The sequence below is a fragment of the Stenotrophomonas sp. STEN240 genome (genome assembly GCF_056756175.1).
In genome coordinates, this window is sequence record NZ_JBRRBO010000053.1 from 1 (window position 1) to 22243 (window position 22243).

At 65.2% G+C, this 22243-nt stretch carries 20 protein-coding genes; 6 read left to right on the plus strand and 14 right to left on the minus strand.

Going from position 1 to position 22243, the window contains the following annotated elements:
• Positions 1 to 103 precede the first annotated feature (103 nt).
• From ACVOKO_RS17115 to ACVOKO_RS17140, 6 genes are all read right to left on the minus strand, one after another.
• Entirely contained in the window at positions 104 to 856 is a 753-nt protein-coding gene (locus ACVOKO_RS17115; protein ID WP_346500152.1) for a TorF family putative porin, read from the minus strand.
• Positions 857 to 970: 114 nt separating this feature from the next.
• Positions 971 to 2014: a sulfate/molybdate ABC transporter ATP-binding protein gene (locus ACVOKO_RS17120; protein ID WP_346500154.1), complete on the minus strand. Its 1044-nt coding sequence runs from the start codon at positions 2012 to 2014 to the stop codon at positions 971 to 973.
• 7 nt (positions 2015 to 2021) lie between these two features.
• Positions 2022 to 2963 (minus strand): sulfate ABC transporter permease subunit CysW, encoded by a 942-nt coding sequence (gene cysW / locus ACVOKO_RS17125; RefSeq protein ID WP_346500156.1) that lies wholly within the window; start codon positions 2961 to 2963, stop codon positions 2022 to 2024.
• Complete coding sequence (gene cysT / locus ACVOKO_RS17130) at positions 2960 to 3784, minus strand: sulfate ABC transporter permease subunit CysT (protein ID WP_430980809.1); 825 nt, start codon at positions 3782 to 3784, stop codon at positions 2960 to 2962. The genes cysW and cysT overlap by 4 nt, the downstream gene beginning before the upstream one ends.
• Before the next feature lie 36 nt (positions 3785 to 3820).
• Positions 3821 to 4843 (minus strand): sulfate ABC transporter substrate-binding protein, encoded by a 1023-nt coding sequence (locus ACVOKO_RS17135; RefSeq protein WP_346500160.1) that lies wholly within the window; start codon positions 4841 to 4843, stop codon positions 3821 to 3823.
• A gap of 12 nt (positions 4844 to 4855) precedes the next feature.
• Complete coding sequence (locus ACVOKO_RS17140) at positions 4856 to 6283, minus strand: OprO/OprP family phosphate-selective porin (protein ID WP_346500163.1); 1428 nt, start codon at positions 6281 to 6283, stop codon at positions 4856 to 4858.
• A gap of 161 nt (positions 6284 to 6444) precedes the next feature.
• On the opposite strand from ACVOKO_RS17140, the gene kbl reads away from it, so the two are divergent.
• Positions 6445 to 7659: a glycine C-acetyltransferase gene (gene kbl / locus ACVOKO_RS17145; protein WP_346500165.1), complete on the plus strand. Its 1215-nt coding sequence runs from the start codon at positions 6445 to 6447 to the stop codon at positions 7657 to 7659.
• A gap of 205 nt (positions 7660 to 7864) precedes the next feature.
• Here kbl and ACVOKO_RS17150 read toward each other — a convergent pair whose 3' ends face one another.
• The 4 genes from ACVOKO_RS17150 to ACVOKO_RS17165 all read right to left on the minus strand — a co-directional run bounded on the left by ACVOKO_RS17150 (position 7865) and on the right by ACVOKO_RS17165 (position 10921).
• Positions 7865 to 8152 carry a hypothetical protein gene (locus ACVOKO_RS17150; protein ID WP_346500167.1) on the minus strand — a complete coding sequence of 96 codons (288 nt, stop codon included), beginning with the start codon at positions 8150 to 8152 and terminating at the stop codon, positions 7865 to 7867.
• 80 nt (positions 8153 to 8232) lie between these two features.
• Positions 8233 to 9093, minus strand: coding sequence for a pseudouridine synthase (locus tag ACVOKO_RS17155; RefSeq protein ID WP_346500169.1), 861 nt, complete (start codon positions 9091 to 9093; stop codon positions 8233 to 8235).
• A gap of 26 nt (positions 9094 to 9119) precedes the next feature.
• Positions 9120 to 9617 carry a hypothetical protein gene (locus ACVOKO_RS17160; protein WP_346500171.1) on the minus strand — a complete coding sequence of 166 codons (498 nt, stop codon included), beginning with the start codon at positions 9615 to 9617 and terminating at the stop codon, positions 9120 to 9122.
• 200 nt (positions 9618 to 9817) lie between these two features.
• On the minus strand, positions 9818 to 10921 hold the full coding sequence (locus tag ACVOKO_RS17165) for an OmpA family protein (protein WP_346500173.1): 1104 nt from the start codon (positions 10919 to 10921) through the stop codon (positions 9818 to 9820).
• A gap of 382 nt (positions 10922 to 11303) precedes the next feature.
• Here ACVOKO_RS17165 and ACVOKO_RS17170 point away from each other — a divergent pair, with 382 nt between their 5' ends.
• Positions 11304 to 12329 carry a zinc-binding alcohol dehydrogenase family protein gene (locus tag ACVOKO_RS17170; RefSeq protein WP_346500175.1) on the plus strand — a complete coding sequence of 342 codons (1026 nt, stop codon included), beginning with the start codon at positions 11304 to 11306 and terminating at the stop codon, positions 12327 to 12329.
• An 88-nt stretch (positions 12330 to 12417) separates the two neighbouring features.
• The gene (gene yczE, locus ACVOKO_RS17175) at positions 12418 to 13035 is read left to right on the plus strand and encodes a membrane protein YczE (protein ID WP_346500177.1); all 618 of its coding nucleotides are present in this window, start codon (positions 12418 to 12420) and stop codon (positions 13033 to 13035) included.
• Between the two features lie 27 nt (positions 13036 to 13062).
• On the opposite strand, the gene ACVOKO_RS17180 is transcribed toward yczE, so the two are convergent.
• Positions 13063 to 15114: an LTA synthase family protein gene (locus ACVOKO_RS17180; protein WP_346500179.1), complete on the minus strand. Its 2052-nt coding sequence runs from the start codon at positions 15112 to 15114 to the stop codon at positions 13063 to 13065.
• A 162-nt stretch (positions 15115 to 15276) separates the two neighbouring features.
• On the opposite strand from ACVOKO_RS17180, the gene ACVOKO_RS17185 reads away from it, so the two are divergent.
• The 3 genes from ACVOKO_RS17185 (at position 15277) to ACVOKO_RS17195 (ending at position 19088) form a co-directional block, all read left to right on the plus strand.
• Positions 15277 to 17307, plus strand: a complete 2031-nt coding sequence (locus tag ACVOKO_RS17185; protein WP_346500181.1) for an FAD-dependent oxidoreductase — start codon at positions 15277 to 15279, stop codon at positions 17305 to 17307.
• 593 nt (positions 17308 to 17900) lie between these two features.
• Entirely contained in the window at positions 17901 to 18359 is a 459-nt protein-coding gene (locus ACVOKO_RS17190; protein WP_346500183.1) for a cell wall hydrolase, read from the plus strand.
• A gap of 111 nt (positions 18360 to 18470) precedes the next feature.
• Positions 18471 to 19088 carry a glutathione S-transferase family protein gene (locus tag ACVOKO_RS17195; protein WP_346500185.1) on the plus strand — a complete coding sequence of 206 codons (618 nt, stop codon included), beginning with the start codon at positions 18471 to 18473 and terminating at the stop codon, positions 19086 to 19088.
• Between the two features lie 74 nt (positions 19089 to 19162).
• Here the strand turns inward: ACVOKO_RS17195 and msrA are convergent, their stop codons facing one another.
• The 3 genes from msrA to msrB are packed head-to-tail and all read right to left on the minus strand — an operon-like array spanning position 19163 to position 22202.
• Positions 19163 to 19897 carry a peptide-methionine (S)-S-oxide reductase MsrA gene (gene msrA / locus ACVOKO_RS17200; protein WP_346500187.1) on the minus strand — a complete coding sequence of 245 codons (735 nt, stop codon included), beginning with the start codon at positions 19895 to 19897 and terminating at the stop codon, positions 19163 to 19165.
• A 16-nt stretch (positions 19898 to 19913) separates the two neighbouring features.
• On the minus strand, positions 19914 to 21665 hold the full coding sequence (locus ACVOKO_RS17205; protein WP_346500189.1) for a cytochrome c biogenesis protein DipZ: 1752 nt from the start codon (positions 21663 to 21665) through the stop codon (positions 19914 to 19916).
• Positions 21666 to 21698: 33 nt separating this feature from the next.
• A complete protein-coding gene (gene msrB, locus ACVOKO_RS17210; protein WP_346500191.1) occupies positions 21699 to 22202 on the minus strand; it encodes a peptide-methionine (R)-S-oxide reductase MsrB in 504 nt (167 codons plus the stop codon).
• Between the last annotated feature and the right edge of the window lie 41 nt (positions 22203 to 22243).

A 22243-nucleotide genomic window follows, 5' to 3' on the forward strand; every position in this document is an offset into this window, starting at 1 on the left:
CCCCAACCGTCCATCCCCCAACCCCCCCCGCCCCCCCTTGGCCCCCCACTACAGAAAACGGCGCCTTTCGGCGCCTTTTTCCGTTGCATCGATCACGCGTGGATCAGGGCACGTCCACCGACACGGTGAACACGACGCCCGGCTTGTAGGTGTCGGACTCGCGACGCAGCTCGGACGCATCCGAACCAAAGGTGTCGTAGTAACCCAGGGTGGCGGTAGCCGGACCAAAGGTCTTGGACACCGACACCGAGCCGTCGTAGTAATCAGCACGGCGCGGCCACTCGTTGGCCTTTTCCTTGATGGTGGTGTAACCGGCCGATGCACCGATCGAGAAACCGGTCTCGCCGATGTCATAGCTGGCTTCCAGCGCGCTGTAGGTCTGCTTGGCACCGGTGTTGCTGTAGTCGTTGGCGTAACCCAGCAGGCCGCTGACGGTCAGCGGGCCGGTCCAGGTCACCTTGGCCAGGTATTCGTTGTAGTCGATGTCACCGTAGCCGCTGGAGGCACCTTCGTAGGTGTAACGGTTCACACCCAGGTCCAGGTTCCAGCTGTCGGTCAGGTCCTTGTTCCAGCCGATGGTGTAATCGACTTCGAAGTTCGGGCCACCGTCGCCGAAATCGACGTTGGAACCCCACACGCCGGCATACAGGCCGAACGGTGCGGTGTAGTTGGCACCGGCCTGGAATGCCGGGCCGTTGTCGGTCTGCGAGACACCACGGAACACGTAGTCGGTGGTCACACCGAAGCTGGCGCTGAACGGGGAGGTCGACTCCTCGCTGTCCTGGGCATTGGCGGCGAAGGAAACGGACAACAGGGCGGCGCAGGCCACGGCGACAAGACGCTTGCTGTGCATCATGCAGATCTCTCCAGTAGTGGGGGGGTGACCGACGCCTGTACAGGGCCGATAACAAATTCTTAACTGGAATGATATTGCGATGCAACAATCATCGCTACCCCCTGCCCGCCTGCTTTACCCCGCCGCCGCCGGAAACACCCCGTAACGACGGGCTCCGAGCCGTATCGACTGGCCCGGCGAATACGCCGGCGCGCCAGCCGGCAATTCCACTTCCAGGTCGCTGGCTGCGCCGGCAAGCCGGGCCCGCAGCCGCTGGCGCGGGCCACTGCGCTGCACCAGCCCAACCGTGGCCTGCCAGTCGCCGTCGGCGTCGACCACCAGGTCCTCCGGGCGCACGAACACCTCCAGCGCCTGCCCTTCCGGCACTGCGACGTTACGCGGCCACTGCGCCCCCGCCACTTCCAGCACCTGCCCCTGCGCCCGCGCCGGCAACCGGTTGGCCTCGCCGACAAAGCCGTAGACAAAGGGCGAGGCCGGCTGGTCGTAGACCTCGCCCGGCGTCCCCACCTGCTCTATGCGGCCGCGATTGAGGATGGCCACGCGGTCGGCCAGCTCCAGCGCCTCTTCCTGATCGTGGGTGACGAACACCGTGGTCAGACCGGTGCGGTCATGCAGCTCACGCAGCCAACGGCGCAGGTCGCGTCGCACCTGCGCGTCCAGCGCGCCGAAGGGCTCGTCCAGCAGCAGCACACGCGGTTCGATCGCCAGCGCGCGGGCCAGCGCCACGCGTTGCCGCTGGCCACCGGACAGCTGCGCCGGATAGCGACCACCCAGCCCATCAAGCTGCACCAGCGCCAGCAGTTCATCGACCTTGGCGTTTATACGCGACTTCGACCAACGCTCGGCACCACGGCGGACTTCCAGCCCGAAGGCGATATTGCCGCGCACATCCAGGTGCTTGAACAACGCGTAATGCTGGAACACGAAACCGGCGCGGCGCGCCTGCACGCTCAGCCCGGTGGCGTCCTCGCCATCGAACAGGATCTGCCCACGCTCGGGGTGTTCCAGGCCGGCGATGGCGCGCAGCAAGGTGGTCTTGCCCGAGCCCGACGGGCCAAGCAGCGCAAGCAGCTCACCACTGCGGACATCAAGGCTGACGCCATCCAGTGCAGGGAATGCGCCGTACTGTTTACCCAGGTTGTGTATGCGTATGTTCATTGCGACCTCAATGGCGATGCGCGGCGGCCAGCGACTGACCGTGGCGCCACTCCAGGAAAGATTTCACCACCAGCGTCAGCAAGGCAGTGACGGCCAACAGCGATGCACAGGCAAACGCGGCGCTATAGGCGTATTCGTTGTAGAGAATTTCAACGTGCAGCGGCAGCGTATTGGTGCGGCCACGGATATGCCCGGACACCACCGAGACCGCGCCGAACTCGCCCATGGCGCGCGCGCTGCACAACAGCACGCCGTACAACAGGCCCCAACGGATGTTCGGCAGGGTGACCTTCCAGAACATCTGCCAGGCATTGGCGCCCAAGGTCAGCGCAGCCAGTTCTTCATCACTGCCCTGCTGTTCCATCAACGGCATCAGCTCACGCGCGATGAACGGGAAGGTGACGAATACCGTTGCCAAGACGATGCCGGGAATGGCGAACACGATGCGCGGCAGCTGCAGCAGGGTTTCGCCCAGCACCGGCAGGTGCAGGCGCAGCCCGTCCTCGATCACCGGCCAGAACCAGCCATCTCGACCGAACAACAGAATGAAGACCAGGCCCGCCACCACCGGCGAGACCGAGAACGGCAGGTCGATCAGGGTCACCAGCCAGCGTTTGCCGGGGAAATTGTGCTTGCTGACCACCCACGCGGCGGCCACGCCGAAGATCAGATTCAACGGCACCACAACCGCCGTCACCAGCAAGGTCAGGCGGATCGCGGACAAGGCATCCGGGTCGCTGATCGCCACCCAGAACGCCTGCAAACCACCGCGCAGGGCTTCGGCAAACACCAGCAGCAGCGGCAGCAGCAGGAACGACAACAGGAAACCAAGTGCGCCCAGAATCAGCAGCACCTGCACCCAGCGCGGCTCGCTGGTGACCTGTTGCAACCGGGAGGCGCGTTCGTTGCGATCAATGGCCACCGGCAACTCCGACAACAGCTCGTTCATCGTGCGCCCCTGCGTTGCAGCCAGGCTTGCAGGCTGTTGACCAGCAGCAGCACCACGAACGACAGCAGCAACATCGCCCCGGCAATCGCGGTTGCCCCGGCGTAATCAAATTCCTCCAGACGGATGGTGATCAGCAAGGGCGCAATCTCGGTGACGCTGGGCATGTTGCCGGCGATGAAAATCACCGAGCCGTACTCGCCCACGCCACGTGCGAATGCCAAGGCAAAACCGGTCAGCATCGCCGGCCACAGGCTGGGCAGCACCACCCGCACGATGGTCTGGAAACGGGTGGCGCCGAGCGTGGCCGAGGCCTCCTCGAACTCACGCTCGGCCTCGGCCAATACCGGCTGCACGATCCGCACCACGAACGGCAGGCCGACAAACACCAGCGCCACCACGATGCCCAGCGGCGTGTAAGCCACTTTTATGCCCAGCGGCTCCAGCCACTGGCCGATCCAGCCTTGGCCGCCATACAAAGCCGTCAAGGCGATGCCGGCCACTGCGGTCGGCAGCGCAAACGGCAGGTCGATCATCGCATCGAACAGGCGCCGGCCGGGGAAGTTGTAGCGCACGAACACCCACGCCACCCAGGTCCCCATCACCGTATTGAACGCAGCCGCCGCAAACGCGGTGCCGAAGCTCAGGCGCAATGCGGCCAGCACGCGAGGCTCGGTCCATATCTGCCAGATCCCGCCCAAGCCCAGTCCCGCGGCCTTGAGGAACACGCCCAACAAGGGAATCAGGACGATCAGCCCCAACCAGAACAAGGTGATGCCCATGCCAAGACCAAAGCCGGGCAGTACCCGGCGTTGGCGTCGCACACGTGCTTGCAGTGTTTGTGCGCTTGCTGACACGGCCTACTTGCTCGCCTGGATCTGATCGAAGACGCCGCCATCGGCGAAGTGCTCGGACTGCGCGCGCGCCCACGAACCAAAGGCACTACGAATGGTGACCAGCTCAACCTGCGGGAAGCGGGCAACGTCGGCCGGCGCGGCGTATTGCGGTGAACGCGGGCGGTAGTAATGGCGCGCGGCGATGCGCTGGCCTTCCGGCGAGTACAGGTATTGCAGGTAGGCCTGGGCGACATCGCGGGTGCCGTGGCGGTCGACGTTGCGGTCCAGCAGCGCCACCGATGGTTCGGCCAGGATCGACAGCCTCGGCACCACGATCTCGAACTTGTCCGGGCCCAGTTCTTCCTGGGCAAGGAAGGCTTCGTTTTCCCAGGCCAACAGCACATCACCGATGCCGCGCTGGACAAAGGTGGTGGTGGCGCCACGCGCGCCGGTATCGAGCACCGGCACGTTGCGGAACAGCGCGCGCATGTAGTTCAGGATCTTGTCGCGGTCACCCTTGAAGATGTGATCGGCATAGGCCCACGCGGCGAGATAGTTCCAGCGTGCGCCACCGGAGGTCTTCGGGTTCGGCGTCACCACCGATACACCGCTGCGCAGCAGGTCCGGCCAGTCGCGGATGCCCTTGGGGTTGCCCTTGCGCACCAGGAACACGATGGTCGAGGTGTACGGCGCACTGTTGTCAGGCAGACGGCTCTCCCAGTTGGCCGGCAGCAGCTTGGCCTTGTCGGCGATGGCGTCCACGTCATAGGCCAGGGCCAGCGTCGCCACGTCGGCCTCGATGCCATCGATCACCGCACGCGCCTGCTTGCCGGAGCCGCCGTGCGAGGTTTCGATAGTGACGTTGTCGCCCTTGGTTTCCTTCCAGTGCTTGGCAAAGGCCGCGTTGAAATCGCGGTACAGCTCGCGGGTGGGGTCATAAGACACATTGAGCAGCTGCACGTCGCGGGCGAACGCGGCGCCGGCGGTCAAGGTGAGGGTGAAGGCCAGCGCTGCGCTGGCAAGGCGTGAAACGAAAGACTGCGTCATCAGGGCTCTCCGTCAGAAGGAAACTTGCAGGCGCGAGAAAACAGCTTTTTCATCGGGCAACTTCGCGCCAGCGGAAGCCGCATCAAAACGGGTCTGCAGGTAGTTGGTCGCCAGCTTGAGGTTGGCGGTCAGGTACCAGTTGGCACCCAGCGTCCAAGAACGCGCCTTGGACGCCGACACCGTGGGATCGGCATAGAACGGGAACGCGGCATCGTCGATCTCCAGCTCGCCATAACGCGCGGTCAGTTCCACCGCGCCGTGCCCGCCATTGATTCCAAATGGATGCGACGGGGTGACACCGCGGAAGCTGGCATCCTCACCCGTCAGCACATAGCTGGCGGTGGCCTGCCAGGCACGGTTGTCCAGCTGCTTGCGGATGCCATTGCGCGCCACTTCCTGCTGCGAGGCGATGTACTCGGCCTGCAGGCCCAGGCCATTGCGGTAGAACCAACCCTGCGGTGACCAGCGGCGGTGCTCCCCATCGGCTGCCACCGCGCTGCGATAGGCAAAGAAGGTGGCCTGGCCCGGCGTGCGATAACGCGGCAGGAAGTTGTTGCCGCTGCCGTGCTTTTCGCCAGTGCTGGCACCCAGACCGAAACCCAGCCCGGCCCACGCACTGTCACTGCCCTTGAGCGGCTCGAAGAAAACGCGGCCGGCATATTCAAAGTCATCATCCGGATTGCTGGTGACCGCATCGCGGCCATCGACGGTGCCGTTGAACACGCCCAGCGCATAACTGAACCTGCCCTTGGCCACTTCGCCCTGCAACTGCACGCCGAGGTCGCGGTTGGGTGCCAGTTCGCTGGCCAATGCGCGCTCCACATCAACCAGGGCCGACGATGACTGCAGGCGTTCCAGACCGACCGGCGAGGTGAACTTGCCCACCCGCACCGTATAAGCCGGATCGAAGCGCAGATCGGCGTAGGCATCGACGATGCTGGCACTGTCACCGGCAAATTCCGGGGTGAAGCGGTAGGCCACCAGCTTGCCGAGCGAGCCTTCCAGCGTTGGCCGTGCGGTGCGCAGCAGGAAGGTGTCGTTCTGGTTGGCATCGCCACCGATGAACACCCGCGCATCGCCCTGCAGCAGGCCGCGCAGCTTCAGCTCGTAATTGCCGTCGCCGGATTTGAACGATGCGCCCTTCTGGTCGATGGCAATCTTCGGTGCGCTCTTGGCGGCGGCAACGCGCTCTTCTTCTGCCAGCTCAAGCCGACGCTCGAGGATGCGCAGGCGCTGGTCCAGATCGGCCAGGCCCACGCCTTCGGTTGTGCCATCGCTGACGCCGGCAAGCCGTTCCAGCCGCTGCAGACGCTCCTGCAACTGCTCGACGGTGAGCTGCTGTGCCTGTGCCGATGACCCCGCCCCACACCCCGCCAGGGCCAGGCTGAGGGACAACAGCTTCCTGGTCGGCAGGGTGAATGGGGGGCGTGCATGGGTCATCGGTATCTCCTGGTGGGTGGGTGTGCAGTCGATGCTGCGGGTGCACACCCATTACCGAGAAATGACTTAGACCGTGGCGCTTATAGCCTTTGCGCATGAAGACAGCGCCAGGACACGCGGAAGGCTAAAATTGGCGTTCCACTTGACCGCAAGACCCTGCCATGACCGAAACCGCGAACACCTCCCCGCTGACCCGGCACTACGCCGAGGAACTGGACGCCATCCGCGCGCAGGGGCTGTTCAAGTCCGAACGCATCATCACCAGCCCGCAGTCGGCCGAGATCACCCTGGACGACGGCCGCACCGTGCTGAATTTCTGTGCCAACAACTACCTGGGCCTGGCCGACCACCCGGACCTGATCCAGGCGGCCAAGGACGCGCTGGACAGCCATGGCTTCGGCATGGCCTCGGTGCGTTTCATCTGCGGCACCCAGGACCTGCACAAGCAGCTGGAAAAGCAGATTGCCGAGTTCTTCGGCAAGGACGACACCATCCTGTATGCGGCCTGCTTCGATGCCAATGGCGGCCTGTTCGAGCCGCTGCTGGGCGAGAACGACGCCATCATTTCCGATGCGCTGAACCATGCCTCCATCATCGACGGCGTGCGCCTGTGCAAGGCCAAGCGTTTCCGCTACGCCAACTGCGACATGGCCGACCTGGAAGCGCAGCTGCAGGCTGCCGATGCCGCCGGCTGCAGGACCAAGCTGATCACCACCGACGGCGTGTTCTCGATGGACGGCTTCATCGCCCCGCTCGATGAAATCACCGCATTGGCCAAGAAGTACAACGCCCTGGTGCACATCGACGAATGCCACGCCACGGGCTTCCTCGGTGCGACTGGCCGTGGTTCGGCCGAAGTGAAGGGCGCGCTGGACAAGATCGACATCATCACCGGCACCCTGGGCAAGGCCATGGGCGGCGCACTGGGCGGCTTCACCTGCGCCAGCGCCGAGGTGGTGGAACTGCTGCGTCAGCGTTCGCGCCCCTACCTGTTCTCCAACTCGCTGCCGCCGCACGTGGTGGCTGCCGGCATCAAGGCGTTCGAGATGCTGGCCGCGGCCGATGACCTGCGCGAAACGCTGCGCGAGAACACCGCCTACTTCCGCGAGAAGATGACCGCGGCCGGTTTCGACGTGAAGCCTGGCGTGCACCCGATCAGCCCGGTGATGCTGTACGACGCACCGCTGGCGCAGAAGTTCGCCCAGCGCCTGCTGGAAGAAGGCATCTATGCGATCGGCTTCTTCTTCCCGGTCGTGCCCAAGGGCCAGGCCCGCATCCGCACCCAGATCAGCGCCGCCCACAGCCGCGCGCACCTGGACCGCGCGATCGATGCCTTCACCCGCATTGGCCTGGAACTGGGTGTGATCAAGGGCTGAGGATTGGCCCGGGTTTGAATGCAGAACAGGCGCCGAAAGGCGCCTGTTCTGTTTTGTACGACCGACCGGTGCATTGCCGGTGGATCGCATCGTGTAGGAGCGGCGTAAGCCGCGAAGCAAGCGGCCGATCCGATCGAAGGCATACCTGTGATTTCGAGATTGCCAGCTTCGCGGCTTACGCCGCTCCTACAACAACGTGCTGCTCTCAGTTCTTCTTGGCTGGTGCCGGCGCTGCGGCGCCCTTGGCCACGCGGATGCCGTTGGCCTTCATCCACGCATCAAACTGATCGGCGCTCATCTTCTGATCGCCCTGCTGCATCATGAAACGGTAATTGCCCAGCGCGTCCTTGTCGGCAACCGCCGTTTCCACCCGCACTTCGATCGGCTTGTCGTCGTTCTTCGCCGTCTTTTTGCCCGAGGAAGCACAGCCAGCCAACACCACCACCGAAGCCGCCATGAGAACGATGCCAGAGACGCGGGTAAGAGCTTGCATGGCAGTAACCTCAAGTAATTAGACTCGCAGTCTAATGCACCATCTGAGCAAGTACAGCTATTTACCTGAATTAATTGAACTTAGTCACGCTCACTGGCATGCACAGCTTTGCTGGCAGCCTGCAGCGCATTCAGCTCGTCCTCGCTCAATTCACGCCATTGGCCCTTGCCCAGTTCGCCCAAGGGCACCGGCCCGATGGCTACCCGCATCAAGCGCAGCACCTCCAGGCCCAGCGCCTTCAGCAGACGCCGGATATGCCGGTTGCGGCCTTCATCCAACACCACCTCCAGCCACGCGGTGCGCCCGCCATGGCGCAGCAACTGCACCGAATGCGCAGCCAGGTGCTCACCCTCATCCTCAATGCCTGCGTGCATGCGTTCCAGCAGCGCCGCATCGGGCACAGCATCCACCTGTACCCGATAGGTTTTCAAGGGACCGGTACTGGGTTCGGTAAGCCGCGCTGCCCATTCCGGATCGTTGCTGAAGAACAGCAGGCCTTCGCTGGCCTTGTCCAGGCGGCCGACCGGCGCCATCCACGGCAAGCCGGCACCTTCAAAGCACTGATAGACGGTATCGCGGCCCTGCTCGTCCTGCACCGTGGTCAGCAGACCACGCGGCTTGTTCAAGGCCAGGTACAGGCGCTTGGCTGCTGTCAGCGGTTGCCCGTCCAGCAATACCTTCTGACGGCCAGCGACCACCGGAAACTCCGGGTCACGCACCACCCTGCCATCGACACTGACGCGACCATCAAGTACCCGCCGCGCAGCCTCTGTGCGCGAACACACACCCGCCTTGGACAGCACCCGCGCCAGACCATGCCGCTGCCCTGCCGGCGCCGCCTTGGCAGCACGTGCGGCGTTGCCGGGCGCGCGCGAAAGCAAACGCCCGCCGGGCGTTGCGCGGCGGGCGTGCGGGTGACGCGGAGGCTTGGACGACGCCATTGCGGTTGCGAGCGGCCAGTGCCGCCTTACTTGACCTCGGTCGCCGGCTGCGCGGCAGCGGGTGCGGCGGCCGGATCGGTCGCGACCGGACGTGCCTTGACCACGCGCACGCCACGCGCCTTCATCCAGGCATCAAATTCTTCGGCGGTCATGCGCTTGCCGTTCTGGCTCATGTCAAAACGCCACGGCGTGTTGTCGAACTCGGTCTGCGGCTTGTAGGCCGCCGGATCGTTGGCGTTGATTGCCGGGCGCGCCGGGATGGCGCTGGCGACGTTGTTGCAGCTTTCCACGCGCAGACGCATCAACACGCGGTCCAGCGACTGCTCATCACCACCGGGCGAGCTCAATACGCCCGACGGCATGCCCAGCTGACCGGGGCGCACATACAGCTCCGAAGCCACCGGAGCAATCAGCGAGGTCGCCAGCGGCGCAGGCGTTACCGCAGTGGCCGAACAATCCACGGCTGCCTGGGCGGCAGGCACAGATGCCAGGGCGACAAGACCAGCCAGAGCGATACGCAGCATTGGATTTCCATTCGACAAGTTAACGCGGCGAGTGTAGGCAGCACCCGCAATGCTTTCAACCGTTATATGCGCGCAAGCTGCGATTGCATGCCGGCGTCACACAAATTCGGCACTGGAAAAGCTGCAGGCACAAAAAAAAACAAGGCCCGGCAGATGCCGGGCCTTGTTCTGAAACGAAGTACTTGAACCAACGCGTCCGATTAGTTCTGGACGTTCAGCTCGGTACGACGGTTCTTTGCGCGACCTTCCGGGTTGTCCGAACCATCAGCATTGGTGTTCGGAGCAATCGGACGGCTCTCGCCGTAGCCGATCGGGCCCTGCAGGCGCGACGCCGACACACCATTGGTGGTCAGGTAGTCGTACACAGCCTTGGCGCGACGCTCGGACAGCTTCTGGTTGTAAGCGTCGGTACCCTTCGAATCGGTGTGACCGGCAACTTCAACGCGCAGATCCGGGTAACGCTTCAGGATCTCGGTGGCTTCGCTCAGGATCGACACGGCGTCCGAACGCAGGGTGGCCTTGTCGAAATCGAAGTTGACACCCTTCAGATCGATCGAGACCGGCACCGGGCAACCGTCCGGACCAATGGTCTGGCCAGGCTGCGAGGTCGGGCACTTGTCGTCGCAGTTGTTGACGCCGTCACCGTCGTCATCCAGGTCTGCGCAGCTCGGAGCAACCGGAGCCGGTGCCGGAGCAACAGCAGCCATCGGAGCCGGGCCCAGCGGAATCACGACACCGACCGAAGCCAGCACGTCGCCGAACCAATCCTGTTCCTTGCCGCCATTGGCGCGCGGAGCAATGCTCTGGTCGTCGAAGTCAGCGCGGTAAGCAAGTTCAGCACGCACGGCGACGCGCTTTTCGAACGTGGTCTGCAGACCCACGCCGACCTTGGCGGCCAGGTTGCCGTCCTTGCGGTCCTTCAGCTCAGCGCCGGACAGGTACTCTTCTTCCGACTTCTGGTAGCCCAGGCCTGCGAGCAGGTACGGGTTCCAGCCACGGCCTTCCTGGATGAAGTGGCGACGCAGGTCCAGCGAAACGCCGTACTGCGACCAGTTCTGATCCTGGTTGTCGTCGAAGTTCGGGTTCTGATAGTTCAGTTCACCGTCCAGCGACCAGTTCGGGCTGATGAACTTGCCCAGACCCAGCGTGGCGAACGGAGCGTCGTTGGTGCCACGGTCGCCGTCCTGGAAGTTGAAGCCGGCCGAACCGGTCAGGTACCAGCGGTCGTCAAATTCCTGAGCCGAAGCGGCCTGGGCAAAAGCCAGACCACCCAGCAGCGCGGCAGTAAGGATCTTCTTGTTCATGAAATACAGCTCCTTGTTTCGGGGGTATGAAACCGGTAGAGGCATGGTCCAGCACAGCGATAATCTTCGTCGCGTTCAGAGACGGCCGTTTCCTCACGCCATCGCGGTGCACATTATGCGCTTGGCCGTGAAGACGATGTTAACAGCCTTATAACAAATGACGCGACCACCAGACCTCTACGTGTCCGGCTTGGCGCAACGTATACAGCTTGGTCAAAGGACGCAAGAGTGAGCTGTCGCAAGGCTTCCGGGTAAATTGCTGCAATGCAGCTGGTTTTATATGACAAACCCTTAATAAACGGGGCTTGCACCGCCGGTTAGCGCCAGCTGAACCGTTTGCTGGGTATGATGATTTTGCTCCCCCGTTACGGAACTTTTCCGCATGAAAGCAATCGGCCTGACCCGCTATCTTCCGATCGATGAAGCCGACGCGCTGCTTGATCTGGACCTGCCCGCGCCGGCGCCACCGCAAGGACAGGATCTGCTGGTTCAGATTCAGGCTGTTTCCATTAATCCTGTGGACACCAAACTGCGCGGCCCTAAACCTGGCGAAGAAAACCCACCGCGGGTATTGGGGTTTGATGCGGCAGGCACGGTGGTCGCGGTCGGCCCGCAGGTCACCGCCTTCGAGGTGGGTGATGAGGTTTATTACGCCGGCGATGTGACCCGCCCGGGCTGCAACGCGCAGTTGCAGCTGGTGGACGAGCGCCTGGTCGGGCGCAAGCCGACCACGCTGGACTTCGCCGAAGCCGCGGCCTTGCCGCTGACCACACTCACCGCCTGGGAGCTACTGTTCCAGCGCATGCCCTTTCAACTGGACGGGCGCCGCCATGTCGGCAAAACCCTGCTGGTGATCGGCGGCGCCGGCGGCGTGGGCTCGATGGCCATCCAGCTTGGGCAACATGCCGGCTTCACCGTGGTGGCAACCGCCTCGCGCCCGGAGAGCGCGCAGTGGTGCCTGCAGATGGGCGCCAGCCATGTCATCGACCACCGCCAGCCGCTGGCGGCACAGCTGCAGGCGCTGGACATCCACACCGTGGATGCGGCGCTCAACCTGGCCAATACCGACCTGTACTGGCAACAGCTGGGCGAGCTGCTGGCGCCGCAGGGCCATGTCGGGCTGATCGTGGAACCGGCCGGCGAGCTGCGCATCGGTGATCCCTATAAAGCCAAATGCATCGGCATCCATTGGGAATTCATGTTTACCCGCGCCCGCTTCCGCACCGCCGACATGATCGAGCAGCACCGCATCCTGACCCGTGCGGCCAGCCTGATCGACGCCGGTGAACTGCGCACCACCCTGAGCCAGCGCCTGGGCACCATCAATGCCGCCAACCTGCGCCAGGCCCATCGCCAGCTGGAAGCCGGCCGCAGCATCGGCAAACTGGCCCTGGAAGGCTGGGACTGAGGCCACGCCCGCCTCGCCTGCGCCGTCGTGCCTTGTGGCCACGGCGCAGCTTTCCGTTGTCACGCCCCGCAACCTCGATCAGACCCACATGCCGCCCTTGAATCTTGTCTCACGCCTGCTGCAGTTGCTGCTGGGGCTGTTCCTGTTTGGTATCGCCTCCGCGCTGATGATCCGTGCCGGCATCGGCATCGCGCCCTGGGATGTGTTGAGCCAGGGCATCGCCCTGCGCAGCGGCTGGGGCTTTGGCCTGGTCACCAATATCGTGGGGGTCTGCGTGCTGTTGATGTGGCTGCCGCTGCGCCAGAAACCCGGGCTGGGCACCGTGCTCAACGTGCTGCTGATCGGCCCCAGCGCCCAGCTCGGGCTGAACCTGCTGCCGGCCGCGCACGGCCTGCAATGGCAGTTGCTGTTGTTTGCAGCCGGTTTGCTGCTGCTTGCCATCGCCACCGGGCTGTATATCGGCGCGCGCTTTGGGCCGGGCCCACGCGACGGCCTGATGACCGGCCTGCACGCCCGTACCGGCTGGCCGATATGGAAGGTACGCAGCCTGATCGAAGCCAGCGCACTGGCGGTGGGCTGGTCGCTGGGCGGCAATGTCGGCTGGGGCACGCTGGCCTTTGCGCTGTTGATCGGGCCGTTGTGCGGTATCACCCTGCCTTTGTTCGATCGGCAGCGGCGGGCGGTGGTGGCCACGCCCGGCAACTGAACTGACCGCCGCAGCGGCCTGCGCGGGTCAGCCGCGCAGGCGCAATACCTGTTGCCGGATGTGCCAATCGCGCAGCGCGACCCAGGCAGCGGCCTGCCGTGCCTGCGCCGCACTGCCCGCATCGGGCGCGACGCCCTCCACCTGCAGATGGCGCGGATCGCGCCAGCGGTGCAGTTGCGGCTTGTCCAGGGGCAGCAACAGGCCCGCGCGCGTATACATGCGATCAAACTGGGCCAAGGCCTGGCCGCCATCGGGCGCGGGCTGCCACAGGTTGCGGCCGGTGGCGAAGTAACGCTGCCCCGGCAAGGCCAGTTCCACCAGCGTTGGCACCAGGTCCGCATGGCCGGCGAAGGCCGTGGTATCCGGGGTGCTGCCGCTGGGCACATAAGCCGTTGGCACCCGCATCCAGGCAAACACACGATCCACATCCACCTGCTCGGCCGGCAGGTCATAGCGGTAATGCGAGCGCAGATTATGATCGCCTGCCAATGCCACGATGGTGCGCTCGCCCAACGGCTGCTCGCGCAGCTGCTGCAGGAAGCCGCCCAGTTCATCGGCCTGGTATTGATAGGTGGCCAACATCATGCGCAATTGCTTGGGATCAGCCAGCGCGCGCGGTCCCAGCGCAGCGGGATCCAGCGGGTACTCGCGGCGTGGCGTGTCCAGCGTATGCGGCGGATGATTGCTGGTGGTCAGCAGTACCAGGAACAGACGTTCGCCACGGGCATCGGCCTGGACCAGCAGGTCCTGCGCAAACTGGAACAGCCAGCCGTCATACAACCCCCACTCGGTACCGTGGGCCTGGGCAAACCGATGTTTGATATCGCGCGCGTCATAGACCCGGTCAAAACCCTGATGGGTCAGCGCGGTGCCGATATCGCGCCAATCGCTGCCACCGCCGTAGACGAACACGGTGCGGTAACCGGCCCGCTGGAACGGCAGCGCCGCGGCGGTATCAAACCCCAGCCGCGCATTGCGACCCCGCGTGAGCGGCGTGATGGGCGTACCCAGCAGCAGGTTCTCCAGAGTCGGATGGGTACCGTTCTGGCCTGCGATGAAATTCTCGAACCGCTGCCCGGTCGGCAATTCGCCACGCAGGCGGCCCAGCATGTCGTTGCCTGGGCCATCGGTGTACAGCAGGTCCTGCCCGAATGACTCCAGCAAGCCCAGCACCACGTGCGGTGACTGTGCCAGCGCGCGCGGCTGCCCCGCTGCCTGCGCGAACAACGCCGCCTCGATGTGCTGCGGATCGGCCGAACCCAGCCCGGCGGCCTTGGCGGCATCGGCAAGATCGGCAAACCCCAGCCGCTTCAACCCCACCGTGGGATCGTCGCTGATCTCGGTCTCGTTGGCGCGGGTGCGCGCGGCGCGGTACAGCGTCAGCGGCGCATTCAGCACCAGCGCATTGACGAAGGGATCGGCCGAGACGGTCACATCACGGCGGATCAACGGAAAACTGCCGACACTGCCGCGCGCCAGCAACAGCAGCAGCACGCATTGCAGCACCAGCAACAACGCCCGCCCCCAGGCCCCGGAAGCGCGCGGCCAATGCAACGCCAGCCAGCCACCTGCGCGCAGGATCAGCCAACGCAGCGCGCCGCCCACCAGCAGCAGACCCAGCACACCCCAGACAACCGGGTAGTCGTCCCATACCGTCTGCAGAATCGCGCCGGTATCGTCCTCGAACATGCCGAACACGATGGGATCGAAGCGGGTCTTGTAGAACCCGTAATAGAAGTGTTCGCAGACCGAAAGCACGGCGAACAGCATCAGCAGCGCCAACGACAGCCATTGCGCCAGCCTTATCGCCAATTCACGCCGGCCGCTGAGCCATACCGGCACCATCAGCAAGCCCACCAGGCTGGCGCCGATCGCGCCGGCGACCAGGTCATAACGCAACCCGCGCCCCAGCGCCGGCCACAACAGCGCCAGGCCACGATCGGCGCCCGCGTAGTCCCACCACAGGAACAGACGGGCCAGCCCGCCCAGAATGGCCATGCCGGCCACCAGCAGCCACAGCCGTGGCAACAGGCGCGCTGTGCGATTTACAGGAAGCGTATTGGGGGGGGTTACAGACATGGGTATCCCACGACAGACAATCCGTTGCCGGGCGGCGGAGGCGCATTGTAATGACGCCGTGAAGCAAATGCTGCACCGCCGTGACATGGCCGCCAGGGCAAGGATTGAGGCCAGCCCGATTGCCAGTCAGAATGGGCCATTCCATACGCAAGCGTATCCAGCATGACGCCAGCCACCGACACCGCCTACCCGCATCTGTTCGCCCCGCTGGATCTGGGCTACACCCAGCTGCGCAACCGCATCCTGATGGGCTCGATGCATACCGGGCTTGAGGACCATGCCCGCGACTTCCCCAAGCTGGCCGCCTACTTCGGTGAGCGCGCGGCAGGCGGCGCGGCCCTGCTGGTCACCGGCGGCTTTGCGCCCAACGTGGTCGGCTGGCTGGCCCCGTTCGGCAGCAAGCTGTCCTGGCCTTGGGAAGTCAGCCGCCACCGGCCGGTGACCGCCGCCGTGCATTCCCACGGCGCCAAGATCTGCCTGCAGCTGCTGCACGCCGGCCGCTACGGCTACCACCCGCTGCAGGTGGCCCCGTCCAAGCGCAAGGCGCCGATCAACCCGTTCACCCCGCGCGCGTTGTCGGCCGGCGGCGTCGAACGGCATATCGCCGATTACGCCCGCGCCGCCAGATATGCGCGGGATGCCGGCTACGACGGCGTCGAGGTGATGGGCTCGGAAGGCTATCTGATCAATGAATTCATCGCCCCGCGCACCAATGGCCGCAACGATGCCTGGGGCGGCGACGCGGCCAAGCGCATGCGCTTTGCGGTGGAAATCGTGCGCCGTATCCGCGAGGCCTGTGGCCCGGACTTCATCATCATCTACCGGCTGTCGCTGGTGGACCTGGTCGAGGACGGCAGCAACTGGCAGGAAATCGTGCAGCAGGCCCAGGCCATCGAAGCGGCCGGCGCGACTCTGATCAACTCCGGTATCGGCTGGCACGAGGCGCGCATTCCCACCATCGCCACCTCGGTGCCGCGCGCCGCCTTTGCCGGCGTCACCGCCAAGCTCAAGCCGCATGTCGGCATTCCGCTGATTGCCACCAACCGCATCAACATGCCCGATGTCGCCGAAGGCATCCTCGCCGGTGGCGGCGCCGATATGGTGTCGCTGGCCCGACCACTGCTGGCCGACCCGCAGTGGCCGGCCAAGGCCAAGGCCGGCAAGCCCGAGGCGATCAATACCTGCATCGCCTGCAACCAGGCCTGCCTGGACCATGTGTTCCAGCAGAAGCGCGCCAGCTGCCTGGTCAACCCGCGCGCCGCGCACGAGACCGAACTGGTCTATCAGCCCACCACCGCCGCCAAACGCGTCGCCGTGGTGGGTGCCGGCCCGGCCGGCCTGGCCTGCGCCACGGTGGCGGCCGAGCGCGGCCACCAGGTCACCCTGTTTGATGCAGCCTCGGAAATCGGCGGCCAGTTCAACGTGGCCAAGCGCATCCCCGGCAAGGAGGAGTTCCACGAAACCCTGCGCTATTTCCGCCACAAGCTGGCCGAAACCGGGGTCAACGTGCGCCTGGACACGCCAGCGGATGTGAACACGCTGGCCGATTTCGACGAAGTGGTGGTGGCCACCGGCATCAGCCCGCGCAAGGTCAGCTTCGCCGGTGCCGATCACCCGATGGTGGTCAGCTATCTCGACGTGTTGCTGGGACGGGTAAAGGCCGCCGACAAGGTGGCCATCATCGGCGCTGGCGGCATTGGCTTCGATGTCGGCGAGTTCCTGGTGCACGAAGGCCCCTCGCCTGCGCTGGACCCCGCCCGCTGGATGGCCGAATGGGGCGTGGATGCCAGTTTTGAAAGCCGAGGCGCGCTGGCCAAGCCGCAGCCCGAAGCGCCCGCCCGCAAGGTCTGGCTGCTGCAGCGCAGCCCCGGCAAGCCGGGCGCAAAGCTGGGCAAGACCACCGGCTGGATCCACCGCGCCACACTCAAGGCCAAGGGCGTGAAGATGCTCGGCGGCGTGGAATACCTCGGTGTGGACGACGCCGGCCTGCGCATCCGCATCGACGGCCAGGAGCAGCTGCTCGACGTGGGCACGGTGGTGGTCTGCGCCGGCCAGACTCCGCGCCGCCAACTGGCCGATGCACTGCAGGCCGCCGGTCGCAGCGTGCACATCATCGGCGGTGCCGATGTCGCCGCCGAGCTGGACGCCAAGCGTGCGATCGACCAGGGCAGCCGGGTCGCTGCTGCTCTTTGAGCAAGCAACCGCAAGCGAAAAACCAGAGGACAACAACGTAGCCCGGGTAAGCGCAGCGCACCCGGGATGATCGGCCAACGTGTCAGCTGAGAGACCACCATGCAATCCCGGGTGCGCTGCGCTTACCCGGGCTACCGATGGTCGGCAAAACCTTGCCGGCATTGCAGCCGGAGAAATGACAAGCGATGCGGCCGGCGGCAATGCGCTCGCATTGGCTGCAACTCGCAAAAAGCGTGATGAATCTCGCAATATTTCGACACCCAGGTCTTGATCAACGCGACCTCGAATCGCCTCGCCGGTGTGCCCTGAAAAAGCTGAATGCGCGGACCCGTGGCAAAAAGGACCCCAGCAACAAACCTGAATGTCAACAATCGCCGTTCAGGATGAGTTTGGGGTTCGCCCCCTAACTTGCGCCAACTTCCGCTCACCCACCAGTTCTGGTGAGCAAGGCGCAGCCCTCCCACAATCTATTGGGGCTGCCCACGGGGCGGCCCCGATGCCACGGCCGCCTCCCCATAACGCCAAGTCGCAGTGTTGTCCGGCTCCCTTGAGGGAGGCAGGTCGGCTGCGGCCCAAACGGAGCAAGGAGATTTATGAAACTGGCTTGGATTCTTTGGTTGTCGCAGATGTTGCCGCAACCTGCAGCCGATTCGTTGTGCCTGAGCACGACCGTATACCTGGAAGCCCGCGACCAGACCCTTCGCGGCCAGCAGGCCGTGGCCGAAGTCGCCCTGCGGCGGCTGGACAGCGGCCTGTGGGGTGACTCGATGTGCCAGGTGGTCACTGCCCGCAAGCAGTTCGCCCCGACCCTGGTTGCCCCCGGCACCCAGCTGCGCAACAACGATGCCTGGGCCGAAGCTGTCGACGTGGCCTTTGCCGCCGAGCGCAACTGGGCCCTGCCCAATGGCCAGCGCAAGGAGATCGTGCCCGGCGCCAGCCATTTCGCCGCCCACGCCATCGCCAGCCCGAGCTGGCGCAATGCCTACCAGGTGGCCATCATCGGCGGACATACCTTCTATAAGGTGCAGTCGCTGAAGCCACGCGCTTCCTGAGCGCACTGAAGCCGCGTCAGCGGGGCGCCAGCTGTCTGCTACCTGCGTGCACACTGTGCAACACGCTTGTGGCGATAATGTCGGGGTCTCAACACCCCGAGGTAGCCCCTGATGAAGCTCTACAGCAAGCCCGGTGCCTGTTCGCTGGCCGACCATATCGCCCTGATCTGGTCGGGCCTGCCGTTCGAAGTGCAGATCGTGGACCACGCCACGATGAAGTCGCCCGAATACCTGAAGATGAACCCGGCCGGCGCCGTGCCGGTGCTGGAAGACGATGGCTGGGTACTGACCCAGAACGCCGCCATCCTGCATTACATCTGCGACAAGGCACCCGCCGCTGGCCTGGACGGCGGCAGCGACGCGCGTACCCGCGCCGAGGTCAACCGCTGGTTGTCCTTCGTCAATGCCGACCTGCACCCGACCTACTTCCCTATCTTCGGCGCGACCAAGTACCTGGAAGACGAAGCTGTCATCGCCCGTACCCAGGACAATGCCCGCAGCAAGCTCAAGGGCCTGTACCAGCGCCTCAACGACCGCCTGGCCCAGGTTGACTGGCTCGGCGGCACGCCGCGCGCCTCCATCGCCGATGCCTACACCTTCGTGACCCTGCGCTGGGCCCGCGGCCTGAAGATCGACCTGGCCGGCATGGACGCGCTGGACCGCTTCGAGCAGCGCATGCAGGCCGACCCGGCGGTGCAGGCAGCAATGAAGGCCGAAGGGCTGACCTGATCGCCCTGCCATACGCGTGAAACGAGCGGGCCGCCGGTTGCATGACCGGCGGCCCGTTGCGTTCATGGCCGGCGTCAGCGCGCCGACAAGCGCATCACCAGTCGCGGCTGCGCGCGATACAGGGCCGGGTACTGCTGCTTCAAACCGGCGACCTTGGGCAGGTCATTGACGCGGATGTAGGCCGACTCGGGATGCAGCGTCAGGTAGTTCTGGTGGTAGCCCTCGGCCGCATGGAAGGCCTTGCCGCCTTCGACCTGGGTGACCAACGGTGCGGCAAACACCGCACTGCGCTGCAGCTGCGCGATATACGCACGGGCTGCATCGCGCTGCGCGGCGTCATCGGCATAGATGGCCGAGCGGTACTGGCTGCCGTGGTCCGGGCCCTGGCGATTGAGCTGGGTGGGGTCGTGCACCACCGAGAAGAACACCTGCAGCAACTGCCCGTAGCTGACCTGCGACGGATCGTAGGACACCTGCACCGCCTCGGCATGGCCGGTGCCGCCGCCACTGACACGCGTATAGCTGGCATCGGCAGCGCTGCCACCGATGTAGCCGGAAACCGCGTTGTCCACGCCCTTGATGTGCTGGAACACGCCCTGCACGCCCCAGAAGCAGCCGCCGGCAAACACCACCCGCGCCTGTTTGACGCCGGCCTGATGCAGATCGGCTGCGCCGGTCGGGGCCGGCACGCGCTGCGCAACCGGTGCCGCCTGCGCGCTACGGTCCATGCTGAATCCGGCCACCAGCAGAACCCCGGCAACCAGCGCCGCGATGCTGCCCGCAACAAGTTTGTCCATGGCGATCTTCATCTCGGCTCTCCTGTGTTCAACCAAACGTGAAGGCATAGGCGCGCACACCCGGATCGAGGAACTCGATCTCGAACGTACGTTCGCGCACCTCGCCGTCCTGACGGATCAACTGGTACAAGCGGTTCTGATCCACCACGCCCTCGCCCTGCGCCGACACATCGCTGCCGGCAGCGGCCTGCGGAGCCTGGCCATCGATGCGCACACGGAAACGCACCGGCCGCGCCGGATCCTGCGGCGCAAGTACCAGATGCAGATCGCGGGCATGGAAGCGGAAAGCGATGCGCCCGCCCGCCTGCTGCAACTGCGCATCTTCCTCGCCGACGATCCAATGCCCGCCCAGCGCCCACTGGTTGAGCTGCAGTTGCGCCGGCACGATGTAGTCGCTGACCTGCCCAGCCTGCATGCCACCCGGCGAGGCAAAGTGCTCGGCGCGGCCATGGCCGATATAGGTTTCAGGCGACTTCAAACTACTCATGTCGGCTTGGCGCTCGACGCCATTGCCTGCCATGCGCATTGCCGGTGCCATATCACCCGGCAAGCTGTTGCCGGCCTCGCGCAGCAGCTGACGGATGACCTGCTCGGACTGCGCGTAGTTGCCTTCGCCGAAGTGATGAGCGCGGATGCGCCCCTGCGCGTCGATGAAATAATGCGCCGGCCAGTACTGGTTGTTGAAACCGCGCCAGATCGCGAAATCGTTGTCGATGGCCACCGGGTAATTGACCTTCAGCTCGGCCACCGCGCGCTGCACATTGTCCAGCTTGCGTTCGAAGGCGAACTCCGGTGCATGCACGCCTATCACCACCAGCCCATGATCCTTGTAGCGCTCGGCCCAATCGCGCACATAGGGCATGGCGCGCAGGCAGTTGATGCAGGAGTAGGTCCAGAAATCGACCAGTACCACCTTGCCGCGCAGTTGCTGTGCATCCAGTGGTGGGCTGTTGAGCCAGGCGGTGGCGCCGGCCAGCGAGGGCATCTGCCCTTCCACCGGCAAGGCTCCGTTGGCGGCATCGCCCGCGGACATCATCATCGCCGCCCCTGCCGCCGGCTGCTGCGTGGGCAGCACGTCCAGCAGCCGCTGCTCAAGCCTCGCCGTGCTGACCGTCGACAGCCGCGTCAGCAGGCCGGTATCCCAGCCCATCGCAATGGCCACCACCGCCAGCAAGGCCGCGATACCCAAGCCGCGCCGGATCCACTCGCCCACGCCCAGGCGTTGCTTCAAGGCGGTGAACACGCGCCCGCCTATCCACACCGCCAGCGCCAGCGAAGTTGCCGCACCCAACGCATAGGCCAACAGCAAACCGGTGGTACCCACGTTTGCGCCCTGCAACGCCGCGCCGGTCAGGATCAGGCCCAGGATCGGGCCCGCGCACGGCGCCCACAACAGGCCGGTGGCCACGCCGATCAGCAGCGAGCTCAGCACGCCGCCCTGCCCCGCATCAGCAGCGGCACCCAGCCGCGCACCCGCGCGCTGCAGCGGCGCCAGCAGGCGGTCGGCCAGCGCCGGCCACAGCAGCGCCAGCGCGAACACGGCCATCACCACCAGCGCGATCCAGCGCCCGATCTGGTTGGCCTGCGCCACCCACTGGCTGCCCACCGCCGCCAGGCTGGCAACCACCGCGAACATCAAGGCCATGCCCACCAGCAAGGGCAAGCCGCTACGCAGGAACGGCCGGTCGGCACGTGCGAACACGAACGGCAGCACCGGCAGGATGCAGGGGCTGAGCAGGGTAAGTACGCCGCCGAGGTAAGCCAGTACCAACAGGAACATGGAAGAATCCTTCTTGAAAGAATGAAACGCGGATCAGGCCGCGACGAACTGCAGGGCGACGCCGTTCATGCAGTAGCGCAGGCCGGTCGGGCGCGGGCCGTCCTCGAATACATGGCCCAGATGGCCGCCACAGCGCCGGCAGTGCACGCCCACCCGCACCATGCCGAAGCTGCTGTCGCGGTCCTCACCTACCGCCTCGTGCAGCGGCGCCCAGAAGCTGGGCCAGCCGGTGCCGCTGTCGAACTTGGTCGCCGAGGAAAACAGCGGTAACGCGCAGCCAGCACAGCGGAAGGTGCCACGCCGGTGTTCAGCATTGAGCGGGCTGCTGAAGGCCCGCTCGGTGCCCTGCTGGCGCAGCACCGCGTACTGCGCCGGGCTGAGCTGCTGGCGCCACTGGGCGTCGCTGCGCATCACTTCAAACACGGGCGAGCGCACCGGTGCGGCCGGGGCGGGGCCATTGCAGGCGGTCAGCCCCAACACCCCGGCTGCGGCGGCCATGCCACCGATGCCAAGCAACCTGCGACGGGTCAAGGACATGAGCGGTCTCCAGCCAAGGACGATGCGGCCATGCTGCGCCT

Bases quoted from the DNA above. Each gene is read 5' to 3' on its own strand.
- ACVOKO_RS17170 (WP_346500175.1), top strand. From the start codon at position 11,304: ATGAAAGCAATCGGCCTGACCCGCTATCTTCCGATCGATGAAGCCGAC.
- ACVOKO_RS17120 (WP_346500154.1), bottom strand. From the start codon at position 2,014: ATGAACATACGCATACACAACCTGGGTAAACAGTACGGCGCATTCCCT.
- yczE (WP_346500177.1), top strand. From the start codon at position 12,418: ATGCCGCCCTTGAATCTTGTCTCACGCCTGCTGCAGTTGCTGCTGGGG.
- ACVOKO_RS17160 (WP_346500171.1), bottom strand. From the start codon at position 9,617: ATGCTGCGTATCGCTCTGGCTGGTCTTGTCGCCCTGGCATCTGTGCCT.
- ACVOKO_RS17190 (WP_346500183.1), top strand. From the start codon at position 17,901: ATGAAACTGGCTTGGATTCTTTGGTTGTCGCAGATGTTGCCGCAACCT.
- msrA (WP_346500187.1), bottom strand. From the start codon at position 19,897: ATGAAGATCGCCATGGACAAACTTGTTGCGGGCAGCATCGCGGCGCTG.
- ACVOKO_RS17195 (WP_346500185.1), top strand. From the start codon at position 18,471: ATGAAGCTCTACAGCAAGCCCGGTGCCTGTTCGCTGGCCGACCATATC.
- kbl (WP_346500165.1), top strand. From the start codon at position 6,445: ATGACCGAAACCGCGAACACCTCCCCGCTGACCCGGCACTACGCCGAG.
- msrB (WP_346500191.1), bottom strand. From the start codon at position 22,202: ATGTCCTTGACCCGTCGCAGGTTGCTTGGCATCGGTGGCATGGCCGCC.
- ACVOKO_RS17185 (WP_346500181.1), top strand. From the start codon at position 15,277: ATGACGCCAGCCACCGACACCGCCTACCCGCATCTGTTCGCCCCGCTG.
- ACVOKO_RS17150 (WP_346500167.1), bottom strand. From the start codon at position 8,152: ATGCAAGCTCTTACCCGCGTCTCTGGCATCGTTCTCATGGCGGCTTCG.
- ACVOKO_RS17140 (WP_346500163.1), bottom strand. From the start codon at position 6,283: ATGACCCATGCACGCCCCCCATTCACCCTGCCGACCAGGAAGCTGTTG.
- ACVOKO_RS17155 (WP_346500169.1), bottom strand. From the start codon at position 9,093: ATGGCGTCGTCCAAGCCTCCGCGTCACCCGCACGCCCGCCGCGCAACG.
- cysW (WP_346500156.1), bottom strand. From the start codon at position 2,963: ATGAACGAGCTGTTGTCGGAGTTGCCGGTGGCCATTGATCGCAACGAA.
- ACVOKO_RS17115 (WP_346500152.1), bottom strand. From the start codon at position 856: ATGATGCACAGCAAGCGTCTTGTCGCCGTGGCCTGCGCCGCCCTGTTG.
- ACVOKO_RS17180 (WP_346500179.1), bottom strand. From the start codon at position 15,114: ATGTCTGTAACCCCCCCCAATACGCTTCCTGTAAATCGCACAGCGCGC.
- ACVOKO_RS17135 (WP_346500160.1), bottom strand. From the start codon at position 4,843: ATGACGCAGTCTTTCGTTTCACGCCTTGCCAGCGCAGCGCTGGCCTTC.
- ACVOKO_RS17205 (WP_346500189.1), bottom strand. From the start codon at position 21,665: ATGTTCCTGTTGGTACTGGCTTACCTCGGCGGCGTACTTACCCTGCTC.
- ACVOKO_RS17165 (WP_346500173.1), bottom strand. From the start codon at position 10,921: ATGAACAAGAAGATCCTTACTGCCGCGCTGCTGGGTGGTCTGGCTTTT.